At 55.1% G+C, this 11,598-nt stretch carries 13 protein-coding genes and 1 other RNA gene; 10 read left to right on the top strand and 4 right to left on the bottom strand.

The annotated features are described in order from the left end of the window. Positions 1–49: 49 nt before the first annotated feature. The 3 genes from PLD04_08765 to PLD04_08755 form a co-directional block, all read right to left on the bottom strand. Positions 50–1,138: a M20/M25/M40 family metallo-hydrolase gene (locus PLD04_08765; GenBank protein HXK68424.1), complete on the bottom strand. Its 1,089-nt coding sequence runs from the start codon at positions 1,136–1,138 to the stop codon at positions 50–52. A gap of 82 nt (positions 1,139–1,220) precedes the next feature. After that, on the bottom strand, positions 1,221–1,688 hold the full coding sequence (locus PLD04_08760) for a HEAT repeat domain-containing protein (protein ID HXK68423.1): 468 nt from the start codon (positions 1,686–1,688) through the stop codon (positions 1,221–1,223). Next, positions 1,657–1,965, bottom strand: coding sequence for a hypothetical protein (locus PLD04_08755; protein HXK68422.1), 309 nt, complete (start codon positions 1,963–1,965; stop codon positions 1,657–1,659). Before PLD04_08755 ends, PLD04_08760 begins: the two co-directional genes overlap by 32 nt. A gap of 387 nt (positions 1,966–2,352) precedes the next feature. Between PLD04_08755 and ffs the strand changes: the two genes are divergently transcribed. The 10 genes from ffs (at position 2,353) to surE (ending at position 11,113) form a co-directional block, all read left to right on the top strand. Then, positions 2,353–2,452: signal recognition particle sRNA small type (gene ffs, locus PLD04_08750), an RNA gene on the top strand. Between the two features lie 7 nt (positions 2,453–2,459). Beyond that, positions 2,460–4,034, top strand: coding sequence for a DNA polymerase III subunit gamma/tau (gene dnaX / locus PLD04_08745; GenBank protein ID HXK68421.1), 1,575 nt, complete (start codon positions 2,460–2,462; stop codon positions 4,032–4,034). A gap of 3 nt (positions 4,035–4,037) precedes the next feature. Beyond that, the gene (locus PLD04_08740) at positions 4,038–4,328 is read left to right on the top strand and encodes a YbaB/EbfC family nucleoid-associated protein (protein ID HXK68420.1); all 291 of its coding nucleotides are present in this window, start codon (positions 4,038–4,040) and stop codon (positions 4,326–4,328) included. After that, positions 4,325–4,915: a recombination mediator RecR gene (gene recR, locus PLD04_08735; GenBank protein ID HXK68419.1), complete on the top strand. Its 591-nt coding sequence runs from the start codon at positions 4,325–4,327 to the stop codon at positions 4,913–4,915. Before PLD04_08740 ends, recR begins: the two co-directional genes overlap by 4 nt. Before the next feature lie 57 nt (positions 4,916–4,972). Then, positions 4,973–5,473 (top strand): roadblock/LC7 domain-containing protein, encoded by a 501-nt coding sequence (locus PLD04_08730; GenBank protein HXK68418.1) that lies wholly within the window; start codon positions 4,973–4,975, stop codon positions 5,471–5,473. Beyond that, entirely contained in the window at positions 5,470–6,054 is a 585-nt protein-coding gene (locus PLD04_08725) for a GTPase domain-containing protein (GenBank protein HXK68417.1), read from the top strand. Before PLD04_08730 ends, PLD04_08725 begins: the two co-directional genes overlap by 4 nt. Before the next feature lie 14 nt (positions 6,055–6,068). Further along, positions 6,069–7,436 (top strand): bifunctional UDP-N-acetylglucosamine diphosphorylase/glucosamine-1-phosphate N-acetyltransferase GlmU, encoded by a 1,368-nt coding sequence (gene glmU, locus PLD04_08720; protein HXK68416.1) that lies wholly within the window; start codon positions 6,069–6,071, stop codon positions 7,434–7,436. Next, on the top strand, positions 7,436–9,244 hold the full coding sequence (gene glmS, locus PLD04_08715; protein HXK68415.1) for a glutamine--fructose-6-phosphate transaminase (isomerizing): 1,809 nt from the start codon (positions 7,436–7,438) through the stop codon (positions 9,242–9,244). Before glmU ends, glmS begins: the two co-directional genes overlap by 1 nt. Beyond that, positions 9,237–10,373 (top strand): tRNA pseudouridine(38-40) synthase TruA, encoded by a 1,137-nt coding sequence (gene truA / locus PLD04_08710; GenBank protein HXK68414.1) that lies wholly within the window; start codon positions 9,237–9,239, stop codon positions 10,371–10,373. Before glmS ends, truA begins: the two co-directional genes overlap by 8 nt. Beyond that, positions 10,370–11,113 (top strand): 5'/3'-nucleotidase SurE, encoded by a 744-nt coding sequence (gene surE / locus PLD04_08705; GenBank protein ID HXK68413.1) that lies wholly within the window; start codon positions 10,370–10,372, stop codon positions 11,111–11,113. Before truA ends, surE begins: the two co-directional genes overlap by 4 nt. A gap of 218 nt (positions 11,114–11,331) precedes the next feature. Here the strand turns inward: surE and PLD04_08700 are convergent. Next, a partial coding sequence (locus PLD04_08700) for a hypothetical protein (GenBank protein HXK68412.1) occupies positions 11,332–11,598 on the bottom strand: 267 nt, incomplete at its 5' end.

Raw genomic sequence — 11,598 nt, 5'->3', positions numbered from 1 at the left:
CATATTTTGCGTACCCCGACTTCTTCAGGATAGAAACCTCATGGGCGCCTCAATCACAGCTGAGCTTGAATATTTCCAGGAGAGCCAGGACTGCTCTTTCCATGTCCTCCACATGAATATGCTCATCCGTAGAGTGTTCCATGCGGGCACCAATGCCGATCACCGCCATTTCAATTCCGTGGTTGTTATAGATCGAGGCATCCGTAAAACCGGTAATGAGCGTGGTGGAAGCCTCAATGCCGACGCGGCGAAAGGCTTCCTTTGCCGTGTTCACCGTCCATGAATCCTCGGAAATAAGTACGGACCTGCAGAGGTTGTTGACTTCCACCTCCACTTTCGCACCGGAGACTTCCCCTTCCCGGATCAGCGTCTCCCTGATCGATTCGGCAAGAGTCACGCCTTTATCGTGGTCAAGGCTTCGGCACTCCGCCATGATGGAGGCCCGGTCCGGTACACCATTCCGAATGGAGCCTCCCTGGATCACACCGACATTACAGGTGGTTTCCTTATCCACACGACCGAAGTCAATGGCGGAAAGGGCTCTCGCTGCCGCGGCGATCGCGTTGATTCCCTTTTCCGGTTCCATCCCCGCATGGGCGGAACGGCCGTGAAATACGGCGTCAATGGCAAAATAGGAGGGTCCGCCGATGACAATCGTGTCGAGAGTGTCGTTATCCAGCAGAAATCCCCGCGTTGCGGTCAACCGGGAATAGTCGAGGTTTTTCACACCCAGAAGGCCGACTTCTTCCTGCCTGCTGATGGCGATTTCCAGCGGAGGGTGGATCTCGGCAATTCGGATTGTCTCGATCATTTCCGCAATTCCAGCCTTGTCATCCGCCCCCAGGATTGTGTCTCCGGAGGAACGGATCACTCCATCCTTGAGTACAGGCTCGATCCCCTTACCGGGCTTGACCGTGTCCGCATGACACGAGAGAAGGATGGGGCGGGTACAGGAAGTTCCCCTGGCCGGCAGATGGGCAATCAGATTTCCGTAGGCGTCTTTTTCCGCTGTGGCTCCAAGATCCCGGAACTTTACAAGAAGATGATCCACCATTCGGGCTTCTTCTCCCGATTCACTATCGATTCGGACCATGTCCATGAACTCATTGACCATTCGGGACACATCTGGATTCGGCATGGCATTCCTCCTCAGGGCGATGTCTCCATAAGCGTAGCACCCGACCGGATGCGAGTCAAAAAAGAACAGGAGGCGGATGGAATCAGGTGATCAACAGAAGGGCTTTTTCCGCAGCTTCCCGGACCAGAGCGCTTTCATCCAGAAGGAAACCCTTGATCTCATTTCGGGCGGATGCATCTCCAATCCATCCGAGGGACCGGACAGCAGATTTCCGGACGATGGGTTCGTCGTCATCCCGGAGCCGCCCCAGGTATGGGATGGCCCTGCGGTCTCTCAACAGACCCATGCCCTTTGCGGCACTCTTTCGGACCCAGGGGTGGGGATCCTGGAGGAGTGTGACCAGCGCGTCAAAAGCCGAAGGGTCTCCCATTGCCCCCAGGGCATAGGCGACATTATCCCTCACCAGGTGACTTTCATCGGAAGCGGCCGCGATCAGAGCAGGGAGTGCATCGTGCAGACGATTTTCTCCAATCACCTTTGCCGCGTTGACGCGGAAAATAACGTGATTGCTCTTCAGTTCACCGATTAACTGCTGTGAGCTCTTCGGCATGCAGGGTCAGGGGAAGGGCGTGGTAAAAGATCCGGCGGCAATCCGTACAACCGCCGATCTTCCAGTATCTTCCGTATATGGTCGGAAAAGCATGAAGGGTGATTTCAGCCGGTTCACTTTCGGTGTTACACGAGTGGGAGACAGTATCTTTCTGCTCAACGGCGGTGCAGAGGTGACGCCACCAGGAACGGACCTCAATGTGTCCATCGGGTTCAAAATAGGCAATTTCCCCCTTCTGGAGGAAATCAGCCACGGCCATTTTCGTCATGGGCTTCATACGCGTAGTGTACCAAGTTTCCGAAATGGGAACAACCGCTGAAGGTGTTCGAATCCAAATGATTCCCTGAACAGATTTCGGCCGGCCGAGACCTTAGTCGACAAACTGTCTCAGATATCTCTCGATAAGAAAAAAAACACCCAGAAAGAGAATGAATGCCAGGATGAGACACCCGATCGGCGCAGATATTCTTCCTCTCTGAAACATGGCGGCTCCTGTTGGTTCTCGGTTTCCACAGACTAAATAAAGTATATCGCACCACTGGAGAGGGGAGGCGTGAATGTCGACAAGATATCCGTCTTTTCAATGGATTTTTTTTCAATCCTTGACGTAGCACAGGATTTTTTCTCTGGCAATTCCGCACCCCTCCATGTATAATCGATGTTGAGTCGGGGTCCGCACGGCGGAGCGCCCTGAACCTCGTCAGGTCCGGAAGGAAGCAGCGATAAGGGGATGTTTCCGGGCGATGCGGGAAACCCCGGCTCATACTATCCATGTCCTATATTGTCCTTGCCCGACGTTTCCGACCTCAAACTTTTTCTGACCTTATCGGTCAGGAAGAGGTGGTTCGCACGCTTACGAACGCCCTTTTGTCCGGGCGTATCGCCCATGCCTATCTCTTTTACGGGCCCAGGGGTGTCGGAAAGACAACGGTAGCGAGAATCCTTGCGAAATCGTTGAATTGTGATTCGGGCATCACTCCGACACCCTGCGGAACCTGTGTTTCCTGCCGCGAAATAGCGGAAAGTAGAAGCATGGATGTGCACGAAATCGATGGTGCGAGCCATACCGGGGTGGATCACATTCGCGAGTTGAAGGAGATCGTACTTTATCCACCCGCCCGCGACCGGTACAAGATTTTCATCATCGACGAAGTGCATATGTTATCCACCAGCGCTTTTAATGCTCTGCTCAAGACACTGGAAGAGCCGCCCCCTCACGCGATTTTCATGTTTGCCACAACGGAGAGGCACAAAATTCCGCCAACCATCCTCTCCCGCTGTCAGCAGTTCACCTTTCAGACAATTCCAGGGAAGACCCTGACTCAGTACCTGCAAACCGTCATGTCAAAGGAATCGATCAAGGCGTCCGATGGAACCCTCAAGCGTATTGTCCGTGCCTCGGACGGCTGCGTGCGCGATGCCCTGAGCCTCCTGGACCAGATGGTGAACTTAAGCGGTCCCGAAATACGGGATGATCTCGTGGCCGAACTGATGGGTGAACTTCCGGTCTCCATGATCCGGGAGCTCCTCCATTCTGCACTATCGGGTCAGAGGGAAGAGCTCTGGGCCGGTCTTGGGGAACTGAGCCGGCAGGGAACCCAGATGGTCCTCTTCTATGAAGGCTGTCTCTCGCTTCTGCGTGAAGCTTTGAATATCTGCCTCAAGGGCCCGACAGAACAACTTCTGCCTGCGGAGATGGAAGCCCTTCAGACTCTGACCGAAAACCACCCTTACGAAACCATCCTTCGAGCATACAACTTTCTGCTCAAGGAGCAGTGGATTGTTGCGCGCAGCGAGAAGCCCGCGCGATCCGCAGAATTGATCCTTCTTAAACTTGCGGAGATACCTGCCCTCGTTTCCTTCGAGGAAATTCTACGGGGGGAACGGACTCTGCCGAACCTGCCGTCAGCGGCTGTACCATCCGGAAGCCAGCTCCCCCCGGGTGAATCAGGTTCCAGGAGTCCCGGGGATCCCGGGGGCGTGCAGGGATTTATGGCCGAGCTGGAATCTCAACATCCTGCCCTGGCCGGCTATCTGGATCACGCCCGTGTCGAAGTTCACAGCGGGACCCTTCAATTCATCTTTCCGGAACGATCCCGCCTGACCTGCGATCGCCTTAATGAACCGGTGAACCGAGAAAAGCTGCTCTCCATTGCCAGAAAACACCTGGGGGACAGTATCTCGATTTCCTGTTCCGTTAAGGAAGACGCAGGGGACACGCTGGACAGGCAGGCACGTCAGGACGAAAATGTCCAGCTGGTCTTGGACTTCTTTCAGGGAACGATAACCGGTGTTCAAAAAGCTCCCAGGCGGGAAGATACAGATCCACCCCAGGAGGAGGAATAATCCATGAATATTAAGAAGCTTATGAAACAGGCTCAACAGATGCAGACCCACATGGAGGAACAGATGTCCACCCTCGAGGTCGAAGGATCTGCGGGAGGAGGGGCCGTGCGGGTGACCCTGAATGGGAAAAAAGACATCCTTTCTCTGAAAATCGACCCCCAGGTATTAAGCCCGGAAAATGGAGAGCTCGTAGAAGAAATGGTCCTGGCCGCTTTCCGCGATGCCGGAGAAAAGGTGGATGCCGAAATGTCCTCCATGATGCAGGGTTTTACCGGAGGCCTTCCGATTCCGTGAATTCGCTGGACGCACTTATGGATGCCCTGCGCCGTCTACCCGGCGTTGGACAGAAAACGGCTCAACGACTCGCCTATTACCTGGTTCGCTGTCCCCGGGAGGAAGCCGATACACTTTCAAAAGCCATCCAGCTTGTCCGGGATACTCTGCGTCCCTGCCGGACCTGCCATTACCTGAGCGATTCGGATCCCTGCATCATCTGTTCTGATCCTGCACGAAGCGCAAAGGTCTTATGTGCTGTTGAGGATTCACTCAATGTGACCATGATTGAGCGGAGCGACGCCTTTCACGGCATCTACCATGTTATCGGCGGCGTGATTTCTCCTCTCCGGGGAATCGGCCCTGAAGAGCTGAATCTTGAAACCCTTCTTTCCAGGGTGGCACGGGGAGGCATCGAAGAGGTCATCCTTGCAACCAGCCCGACCGTGGAGGGGATGGTGACAGCCCGTTATATTGAAAGCCTTCTGGAGCCCTACCCGGTTAAGCTTTCCGAGCTGGCAAGAGGCCTTTCCATTGGAACCGATCTGGAATTTGCAGATGATATTACCCTGGCCATGGCGATCGAAGCTCGCAGAGAAGTCAGGTAAAGATTGCAAAAAGGGTCGGAATTGTGGTAAAACATTACCCTGAAAGGGGGATCATCGATGTCAGGTGTTGATCTCATCATGTATGATGAGGAGTTTCAGAAAATAAAAGAAATTCTTGGGAGACTCCGAGTCGAAGCGAACGCTAAAGTCGTCTTCCTTGTGGATAAGAATGGCCAACAGATCGCCGCCCAGGGCGAGCTGGAAGCGCTGGATACCACATCCCTTGCTTCCCTCACCGCCGGAAACGTGGCAGCCACTGACGGTCTGGCGCGGTTGATCGGCGAGAAAGAATTCAGTGTTCTTTTCCACGAGGGTGAGAAGGATAACATTCACATCTCCATTGTAGGCCAGAGAGTCATCCTGGTCGTCATCTTCGATGAACGTTCCTCTCTCGGGCTGGTCCGCCTCCGCGTAAAAAAGGCTTCCAAGGAACTGGAGACCGTGTTCGAAGAAATCGTGGCCAAGGTTGAAAAAGAGCGTGAGGCTCTGGGTACCAGTTTCGAGTCCCCCTTCGCGGAGATAACCGACGAGGACATCGACGCCCTCTTCTCCGAATGACCTTTATCAATTACTCCGCCCGGGAAATTAATGTCAAGCTCGTCTATTACGGACCGGGCCTGTGTGGAAAGACCACCAACCTTCAATGGGTTTACAATAAAACGGCTCCGGACGCAAAGGGAAAGCTAATTTCCCTTGCGACCGAAACCGATCGAACCCTTTTCTTTGACTTTCTTCCCCTGGACCTTGGCTCGGTACGGGGTTTCAAGATCCGTTTCCATCTCTATACCGTCCCAGGGCAGGTCTTCTATGATGCATCCCGAAAGCTTATCCTCAAGGGAGCCGATGGTGTCGTCTTTGTGGCCGACTCGCAGGAAGCCCGCATGGAGGCCAATATTGAATCTTTGAAAAACCTCCAGCACAACCTTCTGGAACACGGCCTGGATCTGAAATCTATTCCCTACGCACTTCAGTTCAACAAGCGGGACCTGCCCACTGCTGTGGCGTCGGAGGAAATGTACCGGCTGCTGAATTTCAAGGGAGAGCCAACCTTTGAAGCCATTGCTCCCAAAGGCGTCGGCGTCTTCGACACGCTTAAGGCAGTCGCCAAGCTGGTCCTGATCGAACTGAGAAAAAAGTAGTACAGGAGTTTTTCATGGAGTTTGCAACCGTCGTATTGGCCGCAGGCCAAGGGAAAAGGCTCCATTCATCGATCCCGAAAGTACTTCATCCTCTTGCCGGAAAACCTCTTCTCCACCACGTTCTGGATACAGCCCTGGCGCTCCAGGAACAGGTAATCGTCGTTCTGGGCCATAAGGCCGATAGGGTCAGAACCACGCTTCCGGATTCGGTCATGGTCGTTGATCAGGGTGAACCCCGTGGGACTGGGCACGCAATGCAACGAGTCCTGGAAGACCATGCGGATCTCCCTTCCAATCTGCTCATACTTTCCGGAGACGTTCCCCTGATCCAGGAGGAGACCCTTCGCGACCTGATGGAAACCCATTCCCGGTTTGAATCCACCCTGACCGTTCTCACATGCGAACTCGAAGATCCCGGCTACTACGGTCGGATCCTGAGGGACGGAGACGGGAAGGTTACCGCCATCCGCGAATTTTCCGACGCGACCCCGGAAGAATTGAAGACCCGTGAAGTCAACACCGGGATCTATATCATGTCCACCGAATACCTGAGAAAGGTGCTCCCGGGAATCGGAATGACCAACGTTCAGGGGGAACTCTACCTGACGGACACCATTGAGGCAGCCATTCAGGAGGGACGGGTGGTCTCCCCATTACGTCTGGCAGATCATCGTGAAATGCAGGGGATAAACACACGTGCCGATCTCGCCCGGGTCCATCGCTATTATTACGAGCGGGTCCACGAGCGCCTCATGGATTCCGGTGTCACGATCCTGGATCCGGAGCATACCTATATCGACCATCAAACCACCGTCGGAAGGGATACGATCATTCATCCTGGCGTTGTTCTGGCCCGATCCCACCTGGGATCAGCGTGCGTCATTCATGCGCATTCCGTCATTACCGACTGCGCGATCGGAGACGAAACGGCCGTTTTGCCTTCCTCCGTCCTGACGGAATCCACGATGGGACAGGCCTGCTCCATCGGCCCCTTTGCCCATATGCGTCCGGGATGCATCCTTGGAGACCGTGTCCGGTTCGGGAATTTCGTGGAAGGAAAGAAGGCAAACCTGGCCGACGGCGTCAAGGCCGGGCATCTCACCTACCTGGGAGACTGCACCGTCGGACAGAATGTCAATATCGGCTGCGGAACGATTACGTGCAACTATGATGGAACGAGAAAGCACCAGACCATCATTGAGGAAGGTGTCTTTATCGGTTCCGACACCCAGCTCGTTGCCCCCGTTACGGTCGGGAAGGACGCCTACGTCGGTGCGGGATCGACGATCACCCAGGACGTCCCCCCCGGAGCCCTCGCTGTGGCCCGGTCGAAACAGCGCAACATCCCCGGCTGGGTTCTGAAGCGGAAGGAGAAGAGCTGATGTGCGGAATCGTTGGATACACCGGCCCGCGCAACGCCGTCCCCATCATTCTGGAAGGTCTTCACCGCCTGGAATACCGCGGCTATGACTCTTCCGGAATTGCCCTCATTGATTCAGGCACACTGAAGATCTACCGGAAACCGGGAAAAATTGTCGTCCTGGAAGAAGAACTTTCACATGTTTCTTCGATCGCCTTGACCGGAATCGGCCACACACGATGGGCCACCCATGGCAAACCGACGGAGGACAACGCACACCCCCACCGTGACTGCACCAACTCCATTGCCGTCATTCATAACGGGATTATCGAGAACTACCGGGAACTTCGGGATGCCCTTCTGGAGGGAGATCACACCTTCACCTCGGACACCGACACGGAAGTCATTGCGCATCTCATCGAGGACGGCAACCATGATTCCCCTCCCCTTCAGGCCCTCCGCAGCGCCCTCACGCGTCTCCAGGGATACTATGCCCTGGCCGTTCTCTTCACAGGAGAACCTGAGACCATCTATGCCACGCGAAAGGGTGCACCCCTGATCCTCGGTCTGGGAGAAGGTGAATCCTTCCTGGCATCGGATTACACGGCCCTTTTGAACTACACGCGGGACGTCATCATCCTCGAAGACGGCGATATCGCCCGCATTTCTCCCGAAGGAATTGAACTCTGGGATGCCGCGGGGAACAAGATCGAGCGGGAAGTCAAGCGGCTTGCCTGGGACCCGATTCAAATCGAAAAATCAGGCTTCCGTCACTTTATGCTAAAGGAAATCAACGAACAGCCGATTGCCGTGCGGGATACCCTCCAGGCCTACCTGACGCCGGACCATGGAGATATTTCTCTGCCTGATTTTGATGGGTTCGAGGAGATTCGACGGGTTCAGATCCTCGCGTGCGGCACCTCCTGGCACGCCGGGCTCGTTGGAAAATTTTACTTTGAGCAGCTGGCCGGAATCCATGTCGATGTCGACTACAGTTCCGAGTATCGGTACCGGGACCCGATCGTCACGCCGGAAACCCTGATCCTTGGCATATCTCAATCGGGAGAGACAACCGACACGGTCGCGGCCATGCAGCTGGCGAAGGAGCGGGGTGCCCGCCTCGTTTCCATCTGTAACGTCATGGGATCCCAGATTGCCCGGATGTCCGAATCGGTCCTCTATACCCATGCCGGTCCGGAGATCGGCGTAGCCTCCACCAAGGCCTTTACAACCCAGTTGCTTTCAATCTACCTGCTTGCCCTGAAGTTCAGGCAGAGCAGGGGGCTGGAGGTCCGCTCCTTCATGGAGGACCTGCCTCTCCTCCCACAGATCATGGAACAGGTCATCGAGGTGGACGCCATCTGCCAGGATCTGGCGCGGACCTTCCACCGGACCGGGGACTTCCTCTATCTTGGACGAGGGGTGAACTATCCTATCGCCCTGGAGGGCGCCCTGAAGCTCAAGGAAATTTCATATATCCATGCTGAAGGTTACCCGGCGGGAGAGATGAAACATGGCCCCATCGCCCTGATCGATGACACCATGCCCGTGGTAGTCCTGGCCACCCCGGGACCTCATCACAGCAAGATCATGGCGAATATTGAAGAGGTAAAGGCCCGGGATGGAATCGTCATCGGCATTTCCGCACGGGAGGATGACCGGTTAAGCTCCCTGTGCGATCACACGGTCCATGTGCCCACGCTTGACCCCCTTCTCCAGCCCATGATCAATGTCGTCCCGCTTCAACTCTTTGCTTACCATACGGCGGTGCGGCGCGGATGCGATGTCGACCAACCCCGGAACCTGGCCAAAAGCGTAACCGTTGAGTAAGTTCAGGCTGTTCCTTACGATCAGCTACCTGGGCACGAAGTATCGTGGATGGCAGACACAGAGACAGGGAGAAGTCACCATCCAGCAAACCATTCAGGATGCCCTGAAGAAAATTTACGGCCTGCCAATTTCGGTTACGGCCTCCGGTCGAACCGATACGGGCGTTCATGCCGAGGGTCAGATTGCCCACATCACCCCTCCCGACCATCTGGATATCGACAAACTTCAACGGGCTCTGAACGCCATTCTGCCCTGGGACATTCGGATCCGCCAGGTTCGCCAGGTCCATCCCCACGCCCATGCCAGGAAGGATGCCCTGTCGAAGATCTACCGATACCAGCTCTGGGTGGGAAAGATCGTGCCTCCCTTTCTATATCCGACATGGCATCACTTCACCCAGAAAATCTCGACTGACAAATTACGCCAGTGCGCGGAACGATTGCCGGGAAACCACGATTTTGGGGCTTTTACCACACATCCGAAACTCTATGCGACGACCGTTCGTGAAATCGTCTCCACCTCCATTAATCGAGAGGGTGATGGCGTAATCCTTCACGTTGAAGGGCGCGGGTTCATGCGTCACATGGTTCGAAGGCTTGTGGGAAGCATGGTGGAAGTCGCCCGGGGAAAGAGAGAATTGACCTGGTTCGAGTCCCTTATTCACGAAGCTCCTCCCGCGGGCGGAGGTCCGACGGCACCGGCCAAAGGGCTGATTCTGGAGAGTGTTAGCTACCCGGCCACATGCTATAATGATGATATGGATGATGACAGTACCCAGACGGGGAGTGTCGTAGCGGGTGATGATCACCAGGGATATACCCGGAAAGATCTGGATATCCGGCTCATGGTTCTCCAGGGTGAGCAGAAAGGCAAGGTCTATCCTCTTCCCTTCGGAATCACAGTGATCGGCCGTCTGGAAGGTGAAATCAAGATTCCCGACTCGAAGATCTCCCGGAAACATGCCGTTCTCGAGATCCTCGGCCCGAATATCTACTACCTGAAGGACCTGGCTTCCTCCAACGGGACCTTTGTGAATGAGCGGGCTGTCACGCTTACAAAGCTGACTCCGGGAGACATTATCCGCGTAGGGGATACGGTTCTGAAATTCTACGTCGTTCAGACTTCATGATCATTCTCGTCACCAATGACGACGGAGTCTTTGCGGAAGGCATCCGTCATCTGGCCGAGGCACTGGCTCCCCTCGGGGATATCTGGATTGTCGCTCCGGATCGTGAAAGAAGCGCGGCATCCCACGCCCTCACCCTCGACAGCCCCCTTCGAATCCAGGAAGTCGATCAACACAGGTACGCGGTAAACGGAACACCCACCGATTGCGTCAACGTTGGTGTCCTGCATATTCTGAAAGACCGGAAGCCCGACCTGATCGTATCCGGCATCAACTTCGGTCTGAATATCGGGGATGATGTGACCTACTCGGGTACGGTATCCGCGGCCTTTGAGGGTACGATCCTGGGCATCCCTTCCCTGGCCGTTTCCCAGGAAGTCGGCTCTCCCATGCCCTACGAACGAAGTGCCGCCTTCATTCGGGAATTCATCGAATCTCTGATGCAGCGTGATCTGCTGAAAAATGGGCTGCTCCTCAATATCAACCTTCCCTTCGAAGATCCGATCGGGGTCCGGTTTACCCGGCTGGGTAAGCGGCAATACAGCGAAGGCGTCATGGAAAAGGTGGACCCGCGGGGGAAGAAGTACTACTGGATCGGCGGGATTCCCCGGCCCACCGAGATTGAAGAGGGTACCGATTTTCACGCCCTCACCCACCGGCACATCAGCATCACGCCGCTCCATCTCGACCTGACGGATTACACCGCCCTGGACCGGATGAAGGATCTTTCGTTCAAAGATTGAGGGCAGTTAGGGTCAGAACATGAACGTTTACTATCTTGAAAGAGACATCCAAAAGGCTTGGAGTTTCCTGTCTTTCTCCAGCCTTCGCCGTAATTCTTTTCTGTACTTGCTTACGACACTGTCATTCAATTTCCAGAGCCGGGCCACCTCCACCCCCCTCAGACCCACCTGCCGACAAAGAAGCTCCATGAGCACCGCTCGCAAATCTCCCCTGTCCTTCAGCAGTTCTCTTTTTGTTTTTCCTGTATCCTCTTCAATCCGTACCCAGAAATCCGATTCCGAGATCTGACGTTCCAGGGCGATCGTCTCTTCCTGTCTTGACGGTTTTCCTTCTTGATCCGGCTCAGAATCTCCCTGGCAAAGGCCTGACTGCCCAGGACAAACCCACCGTAAAACTCGCCCGGTGAATTCATTTCCCCTCCATCCGCCAGGGCCCGGCGTATCGAGGTGTCATAGGCTCGTCGTCCGGCTGCAGTGTTTCCCCC

This window comes from Thermoanaerobaculia bacterium (genome assembly GCA_035593605.1).
Classification (GTDB): domain Bacteria; phylum Acidobacteriota; class Thermoanaerobaculia; order UBA2201; family DAOSWS01; genus DAOSWS01.
This window is presented reverse-complemented; position numbering and strand designations above follow the sequence as displayed.

Coding starts and splice junctions, on each gene's coding strand:
- PLD04_08760 (HXK68423.1), bottom strand. CDS start 1,688: ATGCCGAAGAGCTCACAGCAGTTAATCGGTGAACTGAAGAGCAATCAC.
- glmS (HXK68415.1), top strand. CDS start 7,436: ATGTGCGGAATCGTTGGATACACCGGCCCGCGCAACGCCGTCCCCATC.
- dnaX (HXK68421.1), top strand. CDS start 2,460: ATGTCCTATATTGTCCTTGCCCGACGTTTCCGACCTCAAACTTTTTCT.
- surE (HXK68413.1), top strand. CDS start 10,370: ATGATCATTCTCGTCACCAATGACGACGGAGTCTTTGCGGAAGGCATC.
- PLD04_08765 (HXK68424.1), bottom strand. CDS start 1,138: ATGCCGAATCCAGATGTGTCCCGAATGGTCAATGAGTTCATGGACATG.
- PLD04_08740 (HXK68420.1), top strand. CDS start 4,038: ATGAATATTAAGAAGCTTATGAAACAGGCTCAACAGATGCAGACCCAC.
- PLD04_08755 (HXK68422.1), bottom strand. CDS start 1,965: ATGAAGCCCATGACGAAAATGGCCGTGGCTGATTTCCTCCAGAAGGGG.
- PLD04_08730 (HXK68418.1), top strand. CDS start 4,973: ATGTCAGGTGTTGATCTCATCATGTATGATGAGGAGTTTCAGAAAATA.
- glmU (HXK68416.1), top strand. CDS start 6,069: ATGGAGTTTGCAACCGTCGTATTGGCCGCAGGCCAAGGGAAAAGGCTC.
- PLD04_08725 (HXK68417.1), top strand. CDS start 5,470: ATGACCTTTATCAATTACTCCGCCCGGGAAATTAATGTCAAGCTCGTC.